Genomic DNA, 19644 nt, shown 5'->3' with positions numbered 1-19644 from the left:
TTCATGGTGATTGTAGTTCGGACAATCCCTCATTTACTGTGCCTACACTTTCCATATCCTCTTTTATCTTCTATTACCCGCAACTTTGGTTACTAATAAATCTTTTTCAGTAAGTGAAGATTTACAATAAAACGGATGTTTGGGTTTTCTGGTAGTGTAGTCAAAAAATATTGATAATCTATCTGAAGATAGAGGTAATTTTCCTCTATAAAATATGTTCGCAGAGGTAGATGGTTAATATGTTTGGCGATCGCAGTCTTATAAGCAATATCAGCATTAGTACTGAGCAATGGTATTTGATATAACTTTCTAATTATTTCATTACGAACTTTTTTAATAATTGTTTTCATAATTAAGCTTGTATCAGCCATCTTTAGCAGTACTTATATTTAATTGCTCATAATATCGTCCTTCCTGTTTGCCTTGAAGCCATGTTGGCACTAATTGACTAGAAATCTCCAAGTGGAAAAATTTATCATAAAAAATCCCTGATTTGTTAATTCAGGGATCATCAATGTTTTTAACAACTAATTGTATTTAGTTACCACTATTTATCGGTTTTGACAGTTACCCAAATATATTAATCTGCTAGTAAGCACCACTATTTCTATCAAAAATAACAGCAATAGTCTTGAAAATTAGCTTTAAATCGTACATCAAACTCCAGTTTTTTTGATATAGCAAATCTAAGCGAATTACATCTTCAAAACTATTAACTTTAGACCTACCATTTACTTGCCATTCCCCAGTCATCCCAGGTTTAACATCTAGACGCTGCCATTCAGGTACTTCATAGCGTTCTACTTCATCTGGTGTAGGTGGTCTAGTTCCTACTAAACTCATATCACCTTTCAAGACATTCCAAAATTGGGGAAATTCATCTAGACTAGTGCGGCGTAAGAATCTGCCAACTCGCGTAATTCTGGGGTCATTTTCATTCTTAAAGAAAGCACCCTGTACTTTATTTTCCACTAGGGATTTTTTCGCTTCTGCATCCACACACATGGAGCGGAATTTCCAAATTTTGAAGCGTTTACCCATCCAACCACAACGTATTTGTCCAAAGAAAATAGGGCCTGGGTCATCAATTTGAATGGCAATTACTATAGGAATCAATAAAATCCCCGTGATTACCAAACCCACCAACGCACCAACAATATCGAGAAATCGTTTAGTCCACGATGCCACAGAAGGATGAGTGGTGGGAAGCTGCTCTATTTTCCGAGTAGAACCCTTGTGAGGCTCTGAAGCGTTTTCTGTTTCTTTGGGAAGTACTTCGCTACTAGATTCAATAGAAAAAACTTTATCTAGTCCTGTAAGGTTTAGCACTGCCATGACTTGAGGAGAAACATTCCGCAGGATCATGGGAATCCCTTTTTCTTGGGTAGTTTTAAAATTACTAACCAAGGCTCCTAAACCACTGCTATCCATAAAAGTGGTAGCTTGAAAATCAACGATGATTTCTTTGGGAAGAGATTCTTCTTTGGTTAAGTTTTGGCAAGTTTGCTTAAAGTCTACTGCCTCTAGCACGCTTAATCGCGTAGGAACCTGCACTATTACTGTTTCGTTTAGGGTAGTAACTAGAAAATTTACCTCTGTGGGTTGGCTGGTCATGAAGCTTTGCACTTTGGTTGCCATGTACATTAAATCTGCCACACATCATTACTGCTTTAGAAAATTACCTAACCTATAGGTTAATCAGTAGGCATAATGACTTATAGTTATTTTCTCAGGATTTAGAGATTGCTGACGACGATTCACAATAGAACAATAAGCCAAAAAACTTACTTATTGTTGCATCGACGCGGTGCGATCGCATATTATACCCATGACTGCTAAAACTACAGCCGAACCTACTGCACGCCTGGTTGAGGTCTTTTCTGCTATTCAAGGGGAAGGACTGAATGTCGGGACACGTCAAATTTTCATTCGCTTTGCTTTTTGTGACTTGCGCTGTCACTTTTGCGATAGCGCCCACACTTGGAATGCACCTGATACTTGTAGAATAGAACGATCGCCTGGACTGAGAGATTTTGAAAACCACTTAAATCCCGTTCCACTACACACCCTGATCGAATGGGTTCAAAGGCAAAATTTACCTTGTCTACACGATAGCATTAGCTTGACTGGGGGAGAACCACTTCTTCATGCTCATTTTTTACAAGAGTTTTTGCCCAAAGTGCGATCGCTCACTGGTTTACCTATATACCTAGAAAGCGGCGGGCATCGGCCAGAACAACTGGCCACGATTTTACCCCATCTAGATTCTGTGGGTATGGATTTGAAGCTCAAGAGCGTCAGTGGTGAATCTCATTGGCAAGCGCATAGCCAATTCCTTCAACTTTGCTATCCACATTTAGAGACTTTTGTCAAGATAATCATCTCTAACAGTACAGACATAGCTGAATTAGAACATGCTGCTTTGCTAGTGGCAGATGTCAGTCCCGAAATCCCTGTATATTTACAACCCGTCACGCCATTGGCTGCTTCTGAGCAATTGAGCCAAACACCTGTGCTTGCTCCTGCGCCTGAACAAGTGTTGACTTGGCAAGCCTTGATGAAACGGTTCTTAAAACAAGTCCGCGTCGTGCCGCAGACTCATAAAATGTTAAATCAACTCTAGGCCTAAAGAGTAAGAATTTTAAGTAAATTTCTCCGATAAAATTAAAATTTGTGTGAGGAGAAAATGCGATGAATAATTCTCATCTCATCCTATTAAGTACCTCAACAAAATTAATTACACATTCAAGGGCAGGAAATAGGGAACCCTAACAACAAACAGTTCCCTATTTTTTTATGGCTAAACTTTGGTCTTTGTAACTTTAATTATGTAATTATATTGATTCAAATATCAAGAGTAATTTCCATAAATATACTGCCTCCTCATAAATGCTTTTATGAAGTGTTTATGTAGTGGTGTAAACCTTAATCATTAGATAATTTTTTCTTAACTTAACGCTCCAAAAATGAGCAAAGTGTTCACTTTTGCCATAATATCGAGGATTCTACCAAAGCATCGGCTCTCTGAATTAAGTTTTCCTTTGGTCGTTACTGTAGTTACTATTACCACTTACATAACATCTATTGACGCAATTACTTGTGTTAACTGTGACCTTAAAAATTGGTAACAGAAAAATAGAGATTACTTAATTTCAAATACTGATGGCATCAATTTCTATGGTGCTAATAGCTTCTCTAAACCTTAACAAGCACCTCAAGAAATTTTAGATTTCCAAATTCTGCTGATTATTTTGTATAGAAACACATATCCAAATATGAGACTGAGCATCGTGAGAAAATTTCCCAAATACTTAGTTTTTGCTGCCTGCCTCTGGTTGATCGGTGCATCTGAATCAAAAGCAGCATCGTTATTAGCCACAGGTACACTTACTGGATCTAAATCAGGTGTTAATGCGGACTTATCTGGCTTGACTGGCAATCTGGAGAACGGTTTGCCAAAGAATATCCTGGGCGGTCTTGGATCAGGCTTAACCTGGGCAGGAGGTAACACATTCTTGGCAATACCTGACCGTGGGCCTAACGCTACTCCCTATAACAGTCAAGTTGATGACACCGTATCTTTTATTTCACGGTTTCACACTATATCGATGGAATTGACACCTAACGCGCCTGGATCTGCTCAACCTTTTTCCTTGATACCGACGTTGGCTAAAACTACCTTACTTTATAGTTCAACCCCACTCACATACGGAACAGGAAGCAATGTCAGTCTCGGTTCGGGTGCGCCTTCTGTAAATACCCCCAGTAAGTTCTACTTTACTGGCCGGTCAGACAACTACGACCCATCCAAAAACTCTGGCAATCCTAACGATGCTAGGTTCGACCCGGAAGGTATTCGCCTCTCCAACGATGGCACTAGTGTTTTTGTCTCCGACGAATACGGGCCATATATTTATCAGTTCAACCGCTCAACTGGTGAGCGCATCCGCACCTTCACCCTACCTGATAAATTCTATGTAAAAAATCTATCTTCTGTGGGTAGTACAGAGATTAAGAACAACACTTCTGGTCGCACTGCTAATAAGGGTGTAGAGGCACTCGCTATTACTCCTGATGGTAAAACTCTGGTCGCTATGGTGCAAGCTTCACTCATCCAGGATGCCAACGCTGGTGGTAAATCAGCAAAAGTGCTACGTATGGTGACTATTGACATCGCAACTGGAGCGACAACCCATGAATATGCCTACAATCTGACAACTGGATCAGGCGTGAGTGATATAGTGGCACTGAACGACCATGAGTTTCTAGTTGATGAACGTGATGGAAAAGGTCTTGGAGATGGTTCTTCTGCTGCCATCAAGCAGGTCTTCAAGATAGATATTAGCAATGCTTCTGATGTCAGCAATCTAACTGGCGCACAAGCTGTCAACAAGGCAGTCACAAAATCCGCCCAGCCTTTTCTAGATATTGTTAATATCCTCAATAGCGCACCAAACAACATACCCAAGAATCAGATTCCTTCTAAAATCGAAGGTCTTGCCATCGGTCAAGATGTTATTGTCAATGGTGTTGTCAACCATACCCTTTGGGTAGCCAACGATAACGACTTTGTACCGGAAACTGCTGGGCCAAACCGTTTCTACGTATTTGGCTTTACCGATGCAGACCTGGGTAATTCTACTTTTGCGCCTCAGAATGTTTCAACAGTCCCAGAGCCAACCGCAAGCGCGGAATTACTCATGCTCGGTTTGGGTGCTTTCTTGTTGAAGCGGCAATCAAGGGCTATCAAAAAATAATTAAACACTTTAGTGGGTTGTGCAGTATCCAACCCACTAACTGTAAATATTTTACAGATCAGATTCATCATTTCGAGATTTGCCTTTTGCCTTGTTGGCGCTGCGCTTGAGTGCTGAAAGCCTAGCTTCATAGCGGGAACGTTGGCGCTTACTGGGTGTAGTGTCAATCAGTGTTTTTAAGGCACTACCAAGACTCTTGTAGGCGTTGGGGAGACTATAACCAAAGCGAGTAGCGAGGGCGATCGCTTTTTCATCAGCATCAAGCAATTCGCGCATCTGCTTTTCGCCGTTATTCTTTTGATACAATCGCCAGCCGGAAACACCGCAAAGCGCCAAAGCTAAAACTAACAATAATCCATCCTGTACCCATAATTCACCCACAGCACCGCCTAAACCAATAGCTAATGCTGCCATTTCCCAACCATCTTTGGGAATTGTGTCATTTTGAATGCGGGCGACTTCATGCCAAAATAGCAGATTACGCTGATCCATCGCCAAAGAATCCCATTTCACCAAGTCAATTTGAATCTCTACTTGGTCTTTACCGATTTCTTCGCTGCGGATCAGGGGTGGATTGACTTCAGTTGTACCTTCAACCGTGACCCAGCTCTGCAATTCTGGCGGTAGTAAGCCTTTCAACCGCCGAAGTTCACTCATTTCCGCTTTGGCAGAGGAGGTTGCATAGGATGTCATAAAATCCAGCCCTAAAAAATTTCAATATATAGCGAGGTTATCATTTTGGAGTATAGCTGACTTGGATCAGCAATGAGTGCTGCGTCCTGAGTAAAAAATTTTCACCTCTATCCTCTAGTCTAAGCCACTCTTTGCATTCATTCTGGTGTATGTAGTTAATGATAGCTATTTCGGTGCTGATCCGCCTCACTCTGTAGGAAAGCTTCCGCGCTTCTTTCGTGCTTCCATTGCTTTTTCTAATATTTCTAATAATCCAGGTGCTTCTTCTTGGATACTCAATAAAATTCTTTCCCCAAGTTCTATATTTCCTGGATCATGCCCTGTTTTCATAACTTCCTTCAGGCGAGGTAGAGCTATGTTATCGACAATTTGAATTAATCCACTCAAACAACGATGAAACTGCTTCTCTGTCAAAATTGAGTCTTCTAAGGGAAACTCTATAATTGCCCTGATTTCACCATCTGATGGGTCATACTCCCATTGCAGCATTTTTGTTTCCCAGGAAATCGCCAGCATAGTCTGTAAGATTGCTCCTTTGTAAGGATGGTTTTGCACTCCCGCCAAAACTTGTGGCGCAAATACCCGAAAAAACTTACCTTCTTCATCCAGTTGGACAACTATCAAAAAATCTTCTAGGTTATCAGCGTCCACACCTGTAATAATGCGGTCTTCTTCCTCCTCAAGGCGGTAGTCCCAACCCAGTCTATCTAGGTAATTAGCAATTTGTTTGAGGTTAGCTCCCATATAAGCCCCTTGAAAAAATGGTGGAGCATCTGTCACAAGACCTAGTTTAACCTTTTAGTGGACTTTACTTAATTACCCTAATTGCTTCTCTAATTCTATAAGTATGCTCTTAGGCTTACTATCTTAGATTAGTTGATGCGTTAACATCTACAAATTTCTGGATAGTAGATCCTCTGCCTAATATACTAATTATGAGTTAATGAAAATTCTTTGTTGATATTTTTGATTTGATAGCAAATATGGAAGCATTTATTTGGTTTTGATAATCTGTTTTCTAGATAAACAATAAATTAGTCTATTTTCAATAGAAAAAACAAAATTCAAGCTGAATATAAATCATTACATAAACTCAAGAGCCAATGTTGTTAGGCATTACTAGGCTTTTTCTTAAAGTAAACTACATCATAAGTGCCAAAAAAGTTTTATATTACAGACATCAATATTGAGATTACATACTTATTGTATTCATCAACACATTCTTGAGCATTAATTGTCTTTGAAGTTTATGAAAAAATCGGCTTTAATTCTGGGAGCATCCTTAATTTTAACTACTACTGCTTGTGGGGGAAACTCAGCACCAACTACAACCACTAATACAGGAGGTACACCAGTAGCGCAAAAAACAGGTGGCGATCGCTTCAACACAATCAAAAATCGCGGACAATTAATCTGTGGTGTCAGTGGTGAAGTTCCTGGATTCAGTTTTGTGGGAACTGACGGCAAATATAGCGGTATTGATGTGGATATTTGCCGTGCCGTAGCTGCTGCCTTATTTGATAACCCAGATGCAGTAGAATTTCGCAACCTCAATGCTAAAGAACGGTTTACCGCGCTACAAACTGGCGAAGTAGATATTCTCAGCCGCAACACCACCTGGACATTAAGCCGCGCTACTTCAGTTGGTTTAGAGTTTGCACCAGTGGTTTTTTATGATGGTCAAGCAATCATGGTACGCAAAAGTAGCGGTATCAAATCTTTAGCAGACCTCAAAAATAAAGCCATTTGTGTACAAACAGGCACAACCACAGAGCAGAACTTGGCAGACCAAATGCGCAAGCGCAACATAACTTATAAACCTGTAGTTTTTGAAGACGTTAACATCACCTTTGCCACCTATGCCGAAGGACGCTGTGACGCAATTACCGCAGACCGTTCAGCTTTAGTATCCAGAGGAACGACTCTCCCCAAACCAGAAGATAACCAAATTCTGCCAGAAGTAATTTCTTCCGAACCCCTTGCCCCAGCCGTAGCCAAAGGAGATAGCAAGTGGGGTGATACCGTAAAGTGGGTAGTTTATTCCTTAGTAAAAGCTGAAGAATTGGGCATTAATTCCCAAAATTTAGCGCAATTTGCCAATAGCACAGACCCAGATGTCAAACGCTTTTTAGGAACCGAAGGCAATTTAGGCCAAGGACTAGGTTTACCTAACGACTTTGCCGCCAGAGTTATCAAACATGTAGGTAATTATGCTGAAGTTTACGATCGCAACCTCGGCCCCAAAACAAAACTCAACCTAGCACGCGGTCAAAATCAACTATGGTCAAAAGGTGGATTGTTATATTCGCCACCGTTCAGGTAAGGGAGTGGGGGAGATGAGGGAGATGAGGGAGATGAGGGAGTGGGGGGAGACAAGGTAGAAGAAGTATGGACTATGGACTATGGACTGTTGACTAATGACTAATGACTAATGACTAATGACTAATGACCAATGACAAACCCCCTTTATGGCGTGATAATCGCTTCTGGAATATTGCCGGACAATTGATGGCTTTGTTCTTAGCAGCATTTGTGGTGGCTGTGCTTTTGGGTAATCTCAACCGCAATTTGCAACAACTAGGCATTCAATTCGGCTTTGATTTTCTTAAACAGCAAGCATCTTTTGATATCGGCGAAACCCTGATTGCTTATAAACCAACAGATACCTATACTCTCGCTTTGTTGGTGGGACTAATTAACGCCTTACGAGTAGCAGTTACCGGAATTATTCTGGCAACCATCGTCCCGGATTTCTCACAAAGAGATAAAAAAAGGGGGTCAAAAACTGCGAAAATGTATATAGGATAAGCATTCCAGCAGTTATAAACCATGACCCCGACTTTCACAGATATTACACCAAAACAATTCAAATTCTCCGGGGAAAAATCACACCCGATTGTAGTTAATTTTCAGGGTGGGACGGTAACATCGGATGCAGGATTAAGCTTAATTGCGGAAATAGACAGAAAATTAGAAATCACATCAAAATTTGCACAGTGTTTCCAAGATTACCGTCAGCCAAATCGAGTTGACCATTCAGTAGAGAGTTTAATTAAACAACGTATATACGGGTTAGTCATGGGATATGAAGACTTAAATGACCACGAGGAATTACGTCATGACCCGATGTTTGCTCTAGCAGTCTTAAAAACAATTGGAATAGAGGATGAGCCTGCAATATTGGCAGGAAAAAGTACATTAAACCGACTGGAACATTGCCCTGAAGAGATAGAACAAGGAGTAGACAGTCGTTATCATAAAATCGGGCATTCTCGATCAGAGATTGAAAGTTTATTTGTCAAAATATTTCTAGAATCTTACGCCAAAGAGCCAAGACAAATTATTTTGGATTTAGATGTAACTGATGACTTAGTACACGGCAATCAGGAGCAAGTTTTCTTCAATACTTATTATGGGGGATACTGCTATGCTCCACTGTATATATTTTGTGGAAAACATCTGTTAGCATCCAAACTTCGCCCTTCAAATGTAGACCCAGCATTTGGGGCATTATCAGAACTACAGAGAGTGATTAAACAAATACGTCAACAATGGAAGAATGTTGAGATTTTAGTACGTGGAGATAGTGCCTATTCTAGGGACGATATCATGAGGTGGTGTGAATCACAGCCCGGTTTAGATTATGTTTTTGGATTGGCGCAAAATAGTCGTTTAATTGGGATGACTACGACGACTCAAAATAGAGCCTCGCTTGAGTTTGAGCAAAAACTATCAACAGTAGTTTCATTTTTAGAAACAGTATTTCAGCCAGATGAACAACTTCCTTCGCTTGCGGAAGATTTGATTGATAACTCAATTTGGTACAAGTCTTTAGACTATCAAACCCGTGAATCTTGGAGTCGTAGTCGTCGTGTTGTTTGTAAGGTTGAATATGGGACGAAGGGAGCTAAAATTCGTTTTGTTGTAACTTCTTTAGCTACTAATAAAGTACCTCCTAGTCAACTGTATAAACAAAAATATTGTCAGCGAGGGGAGATGGAAAATCGCTTTAAAGAACAACAATTAGAACTTTTTAGTGATAGAACAAGCACCCACACGTTTGCGGGAAATCAATTACGTCTGTGGTTTTCTTCTGTTGCTTACGTTTTGATGAATGCGTTGCGTCAAAAATGTTTAGCTAAAACTGAATTACAAAATGCCACTGTTGGAACTATTCGTACCAAGTTATTGAAGTTAGGAGCTTTAATTACTATAAGTACACGCCGTATTTTAATTGCAATTACTAGTTCTTGTCCATACAAACATATATTTGCTACTGCTCATAGACGTTTAAAAATGCTCCCTAATACTGCTTAAATTGAAATTAAATTGCCTTTTGCTTATTTCTAATCAATGATACTTTGGGCTTGGGCCGATTCAAGTCCTGTTTTGGAATGCGGATATTTTATGAACAGAGCATTTTAATTTTACCAGCAATAAAAAATAGTAATCATTTTTACTTAACAACTTCGGTTTTATACTTAATTTATCTCTGCGCCTAAATTTTGATTGATGATGTATCAGAAAAGAGCCTCACATCAGGTCATGTAAATTTATTTTTTACTGCTTGTGAGAAATCCGGGATCGTCGGTGTGTTAGCTGGGGTTGCCAGATTATCAGATAACTGGTTAGTACGGAATATTGCGCTGGTGTATGTGGAAATTTTTCGGAATACGCCGCTACTTTTACAGTTGCTATTCTGGTACTTTGCCGTTTTTCTCGGTTTTCCCAAAGCTGATAATAAAATTTCTCTTGGGGGATTGATTGGGCTGAGTCAAAATGGCATAGAACTACCTTGGTTTACCCTATCTCCTGAGTTTTCTGCTTTATTGCTGGGTTTAACTTTTTACACAGGCGCTTTCATCGCAGAGATTGTCCGGGGTGGGATTGGATCAGTATCGAAAGGACAATGGGAAGCAGCGCGATCGCTCGGCTTAAAACCTGGCTTAATCATGCGCTTAGTTATTTTTCCCCAAGCTTTGCGAGTGATTATTCCTCCCCTAACCAGTCAGTATTTAAACTTAACAAAAAACTCAAGTTTAGCGATCGCGATCGGCTATCCTGATATTTATTTTGTCGCCTCCACTACCTTTAACCAAACAGGTAGAGCCGTAGAAGTCATGTTACTACTCATGCTTACCTATCTCACCCTTAGTTTGACTATATCTCTCATCATGAATACCTTTAATCGCACCGTGCAGATTAAGGAGAGGTAGGGAGTGGGGGAGATGAGGGAGTGGGGGAAGATGAGGGAGTGGGGGAGAAAAGGAAAAAATAGCTTTGGACTATGGACTGTTGACTATGGACTAATGACCAATGACCAATGACTAATCTATCTTGGCTACGTAAAAACTTATTTAATACTTGGTATAACAGCGCCTTAACTGTTATCTGCTTGGTGTTACTGTTTCGGGTGTTGCTAGGGGCTTTTGTTTGGGCAACTACTAAAGCGCAATGGGCAGTTGTACAAGTTAATTTACCTTTATTTTTAGTTGGGAGATTTCCGCAAACTGAGTATTGGCGAGTTTGGGTTGTTTTGGCGATCGCTTTAAGTTTAGCTGCTATTACTGCGGTTGTATTCTTTGGTAAGCAAAGGTTCGCAGGATTGACAAAATTAGTCGCGCCTTGGCTTTCCTTAATTTGGTTATTATCATTCCCTGTTATTCTGTGGTTAATTAGCGGTGGGTTTGGTTTGCGTCCTGTTTCCAGCAATTTATGGAACGGTTTACTACTCACCTTACTTATGGCAGCAATTAGCATTGTCCTTTCCTTTCCTATTGGGCTTCTACTCGCTTTAGGAAGGACTAGCAAATTGCCTGTGATACGTTGGTTTTCTATTCTTTATATTGAAATTATTCGCGGAGTGCCACTTATTGGAATTTTATTCCTGGCGCAAGTTATGTTGCCTTTATTGTTACCTACTGATTTCCGTTTAGACCGAGTGTTGAGAGCGATCGCTGGTTTGGTACTATTTAGTGCAGCTTACATGGCAGAAAATGTACGCGGTGGACTCCAGTCTGTATCCCGTGGACAAGTTGAAGCGGCAAAAGCGTTAGGATTAAATACATTCTTTGTAGTTCTGTTTATTGTCTTACCTCAAGCATTACGAGCAGTTATTCCTGCCATTGTGGGGCAATTTATCGGACTATTTAAAGATACTTCTTTATTATCTCTTGTAGGCTTAGTGGAACTTACAGGAATTTCCCGTTCCATTTTGGCACAACCTCAATTTATTGGTCGTTATGCAGAAACCTATTTATTTGTTGGTTTTATTTATTGGGTATTTTGTTACTTAATGTCATTAGCTTCTAGGCATTTAGAAAGGCAATTGAATAATTAGTCATTAGTCAACAGTCCATAGTCCATAGTTATTATCACCTGTTTTCCCTCTCCCGGTTGGTGAGCGTAGCCGAACCAAATACCCTACTTTTATCAACTAGTTGAATAAAAAATATGACAGAACAAACGCCGATAATTATTTCTGAAAATGTGCATAAATGGTATGGGAAATTCCATGTGCTTCAAGGTGTGAGTTTAACAGTGTACCGTGGAGAAGTGGTAGTTTTGATGGGGCCTTCTGGGTCGGGTAAATCAACATTTATTCGTACTTTTAATGCTTTAGAGGAGTATCAGCAAGGCAAAATCATTATCGATGGAATTACTCTGGGTCACGACTTACGAAATATTGAAGCCATTCGTCGAGAAGTAGGAATGGTATTTCAGCAATTTAATTTATTTCCCCATTTAACTGTCCTGCAAAATATTACTTTGGCTCCTATTTGGGTACGGCGAGCGAAAAAAGCTAAAGCCGAAGAATTGGCAATGCAATTGTTGGAAAGAGTGGGGATTTTAGAACAAGCGAATAAATACCCCGGACAGTTATCTGGAGGACAACAACAACGAGTGGCGATCGCGCGTGCATTAGCGATGCAGCCTAAAATTATGCTATTCGATGAACCTACTTCCGCTTTAGACCCAGAAATGGTAAGAGAAGTCCTAGACGTAATGCGCGGTCTAGCACGCGACGGGATGACAATGGTTGTAGTTACTCATGAAGTCGGATTTGCTCGTGAAGTCGCTGATCGAGTAGTTTTAATGGATGGCGGAAACCTAGTGGAATCAGCTACTCCAGAGAACTTCTTCACAAAACCTCAAGAAGAACGTACTCGCAGGTTTCTATCACAAATTCTTTAAATGAGTCATTAGTTTTTTAATTATTTTCTCTCAGCATTCAATGATTTATGGTCAAAAAGATAGATTTTCTAAAAGGATATTTTGCAAGTCTGACTGATCCAAAATTTGTGCCAACTGCTTTAAAAGTTGCACTTGTTGTTGGCTCTATCTTATTTACCATCAATCATGCTCATGCTTTATTAAAAGGGAATATGAGCCGCGATCGCTGGATTTCCGCCGGGCTAACTTATATAGTTCCCTATTTCGTTAATATTCATGGACAATATATTAGTATTTATCGCAACAAATCTCTTTAATTACCTAATTAATATCAAGTTAGCAAAATTATTAATTACTAATCAACGCCTTGTATAAATTTCTTTCAGACCTAACCCCCAGCCCCTTCCCTACAAGGGAAGGGGAGTAAGAATTTAAACTTCTCTCCTTTTATTGAAGTGGTTTGAAGAGGGCTTAACATCATAATTCGCACATTGCTTGAATTACGAATTACTAATTATTATAGCCATTGTCCTCCCCGGAAACGCCAACGAGGAAATATAATTCGCATAATGCTTTGGGAAGCAATAAAAACTGCTAACCAAACCACACTGTAATGAAATATAAAAGCATCTACTGGTAGTTCTTCTTTAGGTATGGGTAATGGTAAGAAACCAAAAAGTTTAGCCCCACAAAAAACAAATATTAGTTCCCAAATACCAGCTATGAGTTGATAAACGGCAGGCCAATCTCGATCCCAACGGAACTTTTGCAAATAATTATAAAGGATGTCCCAGCCCAAGCCGAAGATAGCAACATAGGCTAGTATCCAAAAATATACTGAGTTAGCACCAGGGCCAATTAAACCTATTGCAAAAGGCAAGGATACTACTACACCGACAGTAGCAAGTAATAACAGTCTAGTTTGCCAACGACCTAATAAAGTTGGAGTCATAAAAGTAACAAATGCTGCATAAATAATTACATCTCAAAATTGATGAATTACGCATTATTCTATCCTGAGAGTAGGGTTACAGGTTCATTTCTAGTAATTCGGGAACTGTAACAAACTCGTAACCTTGCTGTTTTAATCCACTGATAATTTTTGGTAAGGCTTCTACTGTTCTTTTGCGATCGCCTCCTCCATCGTGCATTAAAACTATATAACCAGGCTTTGCGCCTTTGACTACATTTTTAATAAATACCTCATATTTGGCATGAGGATCAGTATCAGCTGAAGTTAAAGACCACATCACCACAGCATTTTTCTGGCTTTTGGCGTAACTGGCTAAACCATTATTCAGAACTCCTCCAGGGGGACGGAATAATTGAGTTTTCACACCTGTAGTTTTGTAAATTAGCTCAGATGTCCGCTCAATTTCACTCTTAACTGTGGCTGCATCCATACGCTTATACCAATGATGCCAAGTGTGATTACCAATAGCATGACCTTCAGCTACAACTTGTTTGGCGATTTCAGGGTTGGCTTGTAAGGCTTGTCCTACCCAAAAGAAGGTCGCTTTAATTTGATTTTGTTTAAGAATATCTAATATTTCTGGGGTGGTTTTCTGCCAAGGCCCATCATCAAAAGTCAGAGCGATGACTTTCCGCCCAGTATAGGTATTTGTTTTTTTATTACTATCAATCTGTGGCTGATAAACTGTCTTACCCTGATACTGGACTGGCACAGTAAAGTTAAGATTATTTATCTTAGCTGATGGCTGTGAAGGTTCTTTAACTAATGGCTTTACTTGATTACTTGCATCTGGTAAATCTGGCGTGGCTATTGCCGTTTGGTTCTTGCGGAACGCCAAAAATATACCTATGGTAATAGAACTAGCTACTAAAAAAGTAGCGATCGCTATTAAACCAAAAAATTTATTTATTTTAGGGTGGTTGTTGGACATGAAAGATTCCTAAAACTCACCCCATGATAAGCCATTAGTCAACAGTCAACAGTCAGACTAACTGATAATCAGGTCGGGGGGTATGATAGGCTGCTAACGGTTCCCAATGAATCACATCTTCTAATAGGGACTGATAACCTAGAGTATTGGGATGTAGTCCATCTTCGGTGAAACGCTTGTTTCGCCAAGCCTCGCCCCGCGCCATCCATTGGTCAAAAATATCTAAATAGGGAATTTGCCTTTGATTGCAAGCGATGCGGGTTGCTTCTTTGTAGCGGTATTGGTCGGCATGATTAAAATAGAAGCAATCGACAAAAGGCATTTTGGCTTCATCAACTGGAACCATACCCACAAATAATACAGGGCAGAGTTGCTGGGCTTGGTCTAGTAAAGCGGCGATTTCCGATTCAAACACGGCAAAATCTGTATGATTTCGTCCATTGGGGCGGGCTAACCGCGCCGAATCATTTACGCCAACGGAAAGGATAATTAAATCAGGGACACGATTTCGCAATTCGCCACGATGCCGAAATTCTACCTCTAACCTTTGGGCTACTTGCTGGGTGCGATCGCCTCTTACTCCCAAATTATACAGGACATGACCAGAGCTACCGAGCAGCATCCACCAGCGCCGCAATTGCTCGACCCAGCCGCCTTTTTCTGGGTCGCCGAAGCCATATATTAAACTATCCCCCAGTGCGATAATCTTCAAAGGCTGACATTGGGTTGGTGCTACAGACAGCTGCATTGAGGAATGAGTGGGAAATGTTTGCATCTTAAAAGATTTTAATTTATATCTTTACAAGATTCTATACATTTCTACACCATTACACAGTATATTTTTTGTCTTTTGTCCTCAAAGCTTGATTAAGAGGTAAGGCAATAGACCGTTGACTGTTGACTATGGACTAATGACTAATCAATTGATTTAGCAATTACCCCTAACTGTAACCCTGGCGGATAACTACCATCTTCCTTAATGCGTTTAATTTCTGCGTCTGTAACTCGCAAGCCTAACTTTTGTGCCAATGCTTTAACAATATCACCCCGGTCAATCATGCCAGCAACAGCGCCAGCCGGAGTAAGTACGGTAATACGGGGTAACTGTTCATTCTCCAACTTTTTGATGACTTCAGCGATGGAAGTTGATTCTGTAACAGAAGGAATTTCCGTCAAAGGATGGGCGATACTGTGGAGAGTTTGGGTTTCCCAGGCGCTTCTTTCCACCAAACGTAAATCCTCAATGGCAACCATACCGCGATAACGTCCATCGGAAGCAGCAAAATAAATTTCTGGGGTAGCGGCTAATAAGTAGGTATCAGCAAAAGAACGTAGAGTTTGGTCGGCATCAATGACCCTAAAATCACAAGTCATAGCATCGGCGGCTGTGACTTTGAGTAAGGTTTCTTGTAATGTGGTTACACGGTCGTAGGAGTTGGCGTTACGAATGGCAAACCAACCTAACAAGGCTATCCACAAGCCTGTAACTAACTCTCTAGTAAAGAAATCTACAGCAAAACCTAGAGCGATCGCACTATAACCCAAAATTTGTCCCGCCTTGGCTGCCCAATGTACCGCCTGAAAGCGATCCCCGGTAATTTTCCAGAGTGCAGCTTTCAAAACTTGACCTCCATCTAAAGGTAAGCCAGGAATCAAGTTAAATAGAGCCACGACTAAGTTAATGCGTGCCAAATCACCTACCATCATACTGACTGGGCTGGTATCTGGAATGACTGTACTTACTATTCTCAGCAACAAAAATAAGCCGATACTTACCAAAGGCCCAGCAATGGCTACTTGAAAAGCTTTACCCGGAGTTTTCGATTCTTCTTCAATGGCAGCAATACCACCAAATAGAAATAGAGTAATCGAGTTAACTTTAATGCCTTGCGATCGCGCTGCTAAACTATGACCCAACTCGTGCAATAATACCGAACCAAATAGCAGCAACGCCATAACTATGCCAGCACTCCAGGCTGTTACAGTTCCCCATTCTTGGTAAGCAACACCAAAATTCAGTGTTGCTAAACCCAAAATTACAAACCACAAAGGGTCTAAAAATAGGGGAATACCAAATAAAGATCCGATTTTCCAATTTGTTTGCATCACATTATCCTGAAATTAAATATTTTTATTGAATACCTCACATATACTATGTAAGTTTTTTTGTATACGATTCTTCTATTCTCTTCATAAGTTCAGACGGCAGTACAACGACCTAAAGATAGGAACAGCAAAATCTGCCGCTACTTAATTTATCTGTCCCAGATTCTAGAATAGACAATCCCACCTATTTGATCATGGAAAAAACAGAAAAATACAAGTTTCCGACTATGGGTTGAGGTGATTTTAATTTATAGCGATCGCCTAATACTATTTTTCTGAAATATGTCTTATGTATAGGCAAATACAGATAAATTTATGTATAATTCAACGGATTAAGTTGATATATTATGTGAATATAGTTAAAATATAATTGCTAACCACTAACATCGTTGGCATATTGCATTATAATGCAAAACTCAACTACATTATTTAGTTGAGATTGCGCCAGTGGTAGACAATTAAAAAACTCAACCATAGATAATTTTAGATTGAACGTTATTGCTTTTTTAAAGTCACCGATCCAAACCACACGTAGCCTGTGGCGCATTGGTCAAACGGTATTGGGTATTATATTTCGCCACCCAATCACGGGAACTAGTATTATCCCCCTCCTAGCGGATGGCTCAATTGTACTCATCCGTCGGCGTGATGATGGCCTTTGGGCATTGCCTGGAGGTATGGTGGACTGGGGAGAAGACATTCCCACGACAGTCCGCCGTGAGTTGTTGGAAGAAACCGGACTAGAATTAACCAAAATTAGACGGCTGGTGGGTGTTTACTCTGCACCAGACCGCGACCCCAGAATACATTCTATTTGTGTTGTGGTTGAGGCTGAGGTACAGGGAAAAATGGAAATTCACGATACCTCAGAAGTTCTAGAAATTAAGGCTTTTTATCCTGGTTCCATACCGCAAGAGCCAATGTCTCATGACCACTATCGACAGCTACAAGATTACTTAAATGGATTAACTACTTTAGCTTAAAAATTAGTGAACTTTTGGGTTAAAAATGTTGCTTATATTTTATATATGAATATACTGATTAAGAACATAAAATTCACTCAGGGTTAACTACTATATCAAAATGGATACGCTCTTACGTAACGCCCGGAGAAAGCTATCTCAAGGGCTATTATTCTGGCGTGAAGCTGGTGAAGGCATACCAATAGTTTTGTTACATGGAAATTGGTATGAAAGTAGCCAATGGGTAGAAGTGATAGAATCACTTTCCCTAAATTTTCACTGCTTCGCACCAGATTTATTGGGTTTTGGTGAATCAGAAAGACCTAATATTCATTATTCAATAGATTTAGAAGTAGAGTGTTTAGCCGAATTTTGCCAAGCTTTAAAGTTAGAAAAAGTCTATCTATTAGCAGACTCCCTTGGGGCTTGGGTTGCTGCTACTTATGCCTTAAAGTATCCAGAACAAGTTCAGGGATTAATTTTGTCAGCGCCAGAGGGTGTAAACATAGAAGGACAAGAACAAAATTGTCGGAAGATGCGGCAATTAATCCAGCGTCCACCACTATTTTTTAAAATACTGCGATCGCTGCGTTTTTTAACTAAACTATTTGGGTTAGATAAAAAAATAGAACAAGACTGGCAAACACGCCAAAAGTTACTACAAAATCTTACAGCTTCTCAACTACTCTTTCAACGTCAGCAACCAGAAATCGAAGCAGAATTATTAAACAATAGTTTGGGCAAACTAGAGATTCCTGCTTTAATTTTGCAAGGCGGTAAAGATACACCCGATGCTTTAGCTAGAAGCCAAGCTTACAGCAAACTGATTCCTCAAGCAGAGTTGAAAATCATTGCCCACGCCGAAAATAATTTGCCACAATCTTGTGTAGGGCTTGTGGTTGGGGAGGTTAAGGATTTTCTTGGTAATGGGTAATTGGTAATTGGTAATTGGTGTTTATGAACTACTTATAGATATTTTCTGCATACCCCAGAAAATTAAATTAGGTTCGACGAGTAAACGTGAGGCGATCGCTGGATATAATTCTTGGAGATAATTTAATAGTAAATTGCGATCGCCTCCTTTCATCGCCACCTTTCCATCAGGAAACAAACTCCACCACTCCTCAACAAAATCCTTAATTCCCGCTAATAAAGTGTAAATCACCCCACTTTGCATCGCTTCTGGTGTATTCAGTGCAAAACGTGGCGGTAAAGATTGAATTTTCCCAACCTCTAACTGTGGTAATTGTTCAGTTTTCTGTCCCAAACTTGCCAACTGTAAACCCATCCCTGGCAAAATAGCCCCACCCACCAGATTTTTTTCCCCATCCGCAGCCGTAAAAGTAAGTGCTGTTCCCGCATCAATGACCAACATCGGGAAACCCCAACTCATCCCCGCCCCCCACAAAGCCAAAGCCCTATCAATTCCCAACGTTGGATATATATTGTTAAGCGGTATATCTTCTAAAGTAATCACACGAACATTCGGATAACTTTGCCAAAGTGCAGTCTGGCGAGGAACTACCGAGGCGAGGAAGAGAGGTAGGGGAGTGAGGGGAGATGAGGGAGTGGGGGAAATGGGGGGAGATGAAGGGGTGGAGGATGAGTCTTTAGCTTGCTTTGTCTGCGAGAGGCTGCGCCGATGCAGTTCTAACCCTATCCGCAGGATAGGAGATAAAGGAGTCAAGGTAGACAATATAGATAAAAATTCTCCCCCTACTCCTTCTACTCCCCCCACTCCCTCATCTTTCCCTAATCCTCCTACTCCCCACTCCCCACTCCCTACTCCCCAATCTGTCCCACTGTCCCCCAACTGCTGTATAACAGACTCAGGTAGATATTCTGTATCCCACGTAAATTCTAGGGATTCGCCATTGAATAATGCCCAATGTAGCCGAGAATTACCTATTTCTAAGGCTAACCATGTACCTTCTATTCGTTCTAGATACTGTTGTGATTTCACTTTTTTATATTTTTTAAGTTATCTATAGGTTTTTGAATAAAAATTTACAAATATTCCGTGTCAAAATAAGACTAGGGGAATAAATA

The 19644-nt window shown here is 40.3% G+C and carries 19 protein-coding genes and 1 pseudogene; 11 read left to right on the top strand and 9 right to left on the bottom strand.

All coding sequences use genetic code 11. The features are described from left to right. Nucleotides 1–92: 92 nt before the first annotated feature. Together NSMS1_RS12075 and NSMS1_RS12070 are read right to left on the bottom strand one after the other, a co-directional pair. Nucleotides 93–371, bottom strand: a complete 279-nt coding sequence (locus tag NSMS1_RS12075; protein ID WP_224093405.1) for a hypothetical protein — start codon at nt 369–371, stop codon at nt 93–95. 217 nt (nt 372–588) lie between these two features. Next, nucleotides 589–1638 carry an anti-sigma factor antagonist gene (locus NSMS1_RS12070; RefSeq protein ID WP_224095211.1) on the bottom strand — a complete coding sequence of 350 codons (1050 nt, stop codon included), beginning with the start codon at nt 1636–1638 and terminating at the stop codon, nt 589–591. A 190-nt stretch (nt 1639–1828) separates the two neighbouring features. Here NSMS1_RS12070 and NSMS1_RS12065 point away from each other — a divergent pair, with 190 nt between their 5' ends. After that, nucleotides 1829–2623: a 7-carboxy-7-deazaguanine synthase QueE gene (locus tag NSMS1_RS12065; RefSeq protein WP_224093404.1), complete on the top strand. Its 795-nt coding sequence runs from the start codon at nt 1829–1831 to the stop codon at nt 2621–2623. Nucleotides 2624–3275: 652 nt separating this feature from the next. Beyond that, a complete protein-coding gene (locus NSMS1_RS12060; RefSeq protein ID WP_224093403.1) occupies nt 3276–4757 on the top strand; it encodes an esterase-like activity of phytase family protein in 1482 nt (493 codons plus the stop codon). A 51-nt stretch (nt 4758–4808) separates the two neighbouring features. Here NSMS1_RS12060 and NSMS1_RS12055 read toward each other — a convergent pair whose 3' ends face one another. Both NSMS1_RS12055 and NSMS1_RS12050 read right to left on the bottom strand, forming a co-directional pair. Beyond that, complete coding sequence (locus NSMS1_RS12055) at nt 4809–5450, bottom strand: DUF3318 domain-containing protein (RefSeq protein WP_224093402.1); 642 nt, start codon at nt 5448–5450, stop codon at nt 4809–4811. Nucleotides 5451–5636: 186 nt separating this feature from the next. Then, nucleotides 5637–6194 carry a hypothetical protein gene (locus NSMS1_RS12050; RefSeq protein ID WP_224095210.1) on the bottom strand — a complete coding sequence of 186 codons (558 nt, stop codon included), beginning with the start codon at nt 6192–6194 and terminating at the stop codon, nt 5637–5639. A 505-nt stretch (nt 6195–6699) separates the two neighbouring features. Here NSMS1_RS12050 and NSMS1_RS12045 point away from each other — a divergent pair. The 7 genes and pseudogenes from NSMS1_RS12045 (at nt 6700) to nrtS (ending at nt 12940) form a co-directional block, all read left to right on the top strand. Next, a complete protein-coding gene (locus NSMS1_RS12045; RefSeq protein ID WP_224093401.1) occupies nt 6700–7773 on the top strand; it encodes an amino acid ABC transporter substrate-binding protein in 1074 nt (357 codons plus the stop codon). Between the two features lie 122 nt (nt 7774–7895). Then, a pseudogene (locus NSMS1_RS12040) lies at nt 7896–8195 on the top strand (amino acid ABC transporter permease); the annotation flags it as partial. An 84-nt stretch (nt 8196–8279) separates the two neighbouring features. Next, nucleotides 8280–9767, top strand: coding sequence for an IS1380 family transposase (locus tag NSMS1_RS12035; protein WP_224093400.1), 1488 nt, complete (start codon nt 8280–8282; stop codon nt 9765–9767). Between the two features lie 188 nt (nt 9768–9955). Beyond that, a complete protein-coding gene (locus tag NSMS1_RS12030) occupies nt 9956–10666 on the top strand; it encodes an ABC transporter permease subunit (protein ID WP_263432575.1) in 711 nt (236 codons plus the stop codon). Between the two features lie 107 nt (nt 10667–10773). Next, nucleotides 10774–11790: an amino acid ABC transporter permease gene (locus NSMS1_RS12025; protein ID WP_224093399.1), complete on the top strand. Its 1017-nt coding sequence runs from the start codon at nt 10774–10776 to the stop codon at nt 11788–11790. Between the two features lie 113 nt (nt 11791–11903). Further along, nucleotides 11904–12644 carry an amino acid ABC transporter ATP-binding protein gene (locus NSMS1_RS12020; protein WP_224093398.1) on the top strand — a complete coding sequence of 247 codons (741 nt, stop codon included), beginning with the start codon at nt 11904–11906 and terminating at the stop codon, nt 12642–12644. Between the two features lie 107 nt (nt 12645–12751). Then, the gene (nrtS, locus tag NSMS1_RS12015) at nt 12752–12940 is read left to right on the top strand and encodes a nitrate/nitrite transporter NrtS (RefSeq protein WP_317986591.1); all 189 of its coding nucleotides are present in this window, start codon (nt 12752–12754) and stop codon (nt 12938–12940) included. A gap of 200 nt (nt 12941–13140) precedes the next feature. Here the strand turns inward: nrtS and NSMS1_RS12010 are convergent, their stop codons facing one another. The 4 genes from NSMS1_RS12010 to NSMS1_RS11995 form a co-directional block, all read right to left on the bottom strand. Continuing rightward, nucleotides 13141–13575 carry a hypothetical protein gene (locus NSMS1_RS12010; RefSeq protein WP_224093396.1) on the bottom strand — a complete coding sequence of 145 codons (435 nt, stop codon included), beginning with the start codon at nt 13573–13575 and terminating at the stop codon, nt 13141–13143. 76 nt (nt 13576–13651) lie between these two features. Next, nucleotides 13652–14527: a polysaccharide deacetylase family protein gene (locus NSMS1_RS12005; protein WP_224093393.1), complete on the bottom strand. Its 876-nt coding sequence runs from the start codon at nt 14525–14527 to the stop codon at nt 13652–13654. A 52-nt stretch (nt 14528–14579) separates the two neighbouring features. Further along, a complete protein-coding gene (locus NSMS1_RS12000; protein ID WP_411908676.1) occupies nt 14580–15302 on the bottom strand; it encodes a GDSL-type esterase/lipase family protein in 723 nt (240 codons plus the stop codon). A 140-nt stretch (nt 15303–15442) separates the two neighbouring features. Beyond that, nucleotides 15443–16633, bottom strand: coding sequence for a site-2 protease family protein (locus NSMS1_RS11995; RefSeq protein ID WP_224093389.1), 1191 nt, complete (start codon nt 16631–16633; stop codon nt 15443–15445). Nucleotides 16634–17121: 488 nt separating this feature from the next. On the opposite strand from NSMS1_RS11995, the gene NSMS1_RS11990 reads away from it, so the two are divergent. Together NSMS1_RS11990 and NSMS1_RS11985 are read left to right on the top strand one after the other, a co-directional pair. Next, nucleotides 17122–17616 (top strand): NUDIX hydrolase, encoded by a 495-nt coding sequence (locus NSMS1_RS11990; RefSeq protein WP_224093388.1) that lies wholly within the window; start codon nt 17122–17124, stop codon nt 17614–17616. Between the two features lie 100 nt (nt 17617–17716). After that, nucleotides 17717–18529: an alpha/beta fold hydrolase gene (locus NSMS1_RS11985; protein ID WP_224093387.1), complete on the top strand. Its 813-nt coding sequence runs from the start codon at nt 17717–17719 to the stop codon at nt 18527–18529. A 21-nt stretch (nt 18530–18550) separates the two neighbouring features. Here NSMS1_RS11985 and NSMS1_RS11980 read toward each other — a convergent pair whose 3' ends face one another. Beyond that, nucleotides 18551–19558, bottom strand: coding sequence for a pantothenate kinase (locus tag NSMS1_RS11980; protein WP_224093386.1), 1008 nt, complete (start codon nt 19556–19558; stop codon nt 18551–18553). Nucleotides 19559–19644: the final 86 nt, after the last annotated feature.

This window comes from Nostoc sp. MS1 (genome assembly GCF_019976755.1).
Taxonomy (GTDB): domain Bacteria; phylum Cyanobacteriota; class Cyanobacteriia; order Cyanobacteriales; family Nostocaceae; genus Trichormus.
Note: the sequence above shows the minus strand (reverse complement) of the source record. Positions and strands in the feature narration are given on the sequence as shown.

Bases quoted from the DNA above. Each gene is read 5' to 3' on its own strand.
- NSMS1_RS12060 (WP_224093403.1), top strand. From the start codon at position 3,276: ATGAGACTGAGCATCGTGAGAAAATTTCCCAAATACTTAGTTTTTGCT.
- NSMS1_RS12070 (WP_224095211.1), bottom strand. From the start codon at position 1,638: ATGGCAACCAAAGTGCAAAGCTTCATGACCAGCCAACCCACAGAGGTA.
- NSMS1_RS12005 (WP_224093393.1), bottom strand. From the start codon at position 14,527: ATGTCCAACAACCACCCTAAAATAAATAAATTTTTTGGTTTAATAGCG.
- NSMS1_RS12050 (WP_224095210.1), bottom strand. From the start codon at position 6,194: ATGGGAGCTAACCTCAAACAAATTGCTAATTACCTAGATAGACTGGGT.
- NSMS1_RS11985 (WP_224093387.1), top strand. From the start codon at position 17,717: ATGGATACGCTCTTACGTAACGCCCGGAGAAAGCTATCTCAAGGGCTA.
- NSMS1_RS12020 (WP_224093398.1), top strand. From the start codon at position 11,904: ATGACAGAACAAACGCCGATAATTATTTCTGAAAATGTGCATAAATGG.
- NSMS1_RS12025 (WP_224093399.1), top strand. From the start codon at position 10,774: ATGACTAATCTATCTTGGCTACGTAAAAACTTATTTAATACTTGGTAT.
- NSMS1_RS12045 (WP_224093401.1), top strand. From the start codon at position 6,700: ATGAAAAAATCGGCTTTAATTCTGGGAGCATCCTTAATTTTAACTACT.
- NSMS1_RS11995 (WP_224093389.1), bottom strand. From the start codon at position 16,633: ATGCAAACAAATTGGAAAATCGGATCTTTATTTGGTATTCCCCTATTT.
- NSMS1_RS12000 (WP_411908676.1), bottom strand. From the start codon at position 15,302: ATGCAAACATTTCCCACTCATTCCTCAATGCAGCTGTCTGTAGCACCA.
- NSMS1_RS12065 (WP_224093404.1), top strand. From the start codon at position 1,829: ATGACTGCTAAAACTACAGCCGAACCTACTGCACGCCTGGTTGAGGTC.
- NSMS1_RS12010 (WP_224093396.1), bottom strand. From the start codon at position 13,575: ATGACTCCAACTTTATTAGGTCGTTGGCAAACTAGACTGTTATTACTT.
- NSMS1_RS12035 (WP_224093400.1), top strand. From the start codon at position 8,280: ATGACCCCGACTTTCACAGATATTACACCAAAACAATTCAAATTCTCC.
- NSMS1_RS12055 (WP_224093402.1), bottom strand. From the start codon at position 5,450: ATGACATCCTATGCAACCTCCTCTGCCAAAGCGGAAATGAGTGAACTT.
- NSMS1_RS12075 (WP_224093405.1), bottom strand. From the start codon at position 371: ATGGCTGATACAAGCTTAATTATGAAAACAATTATTAAAAAAGTTCGT.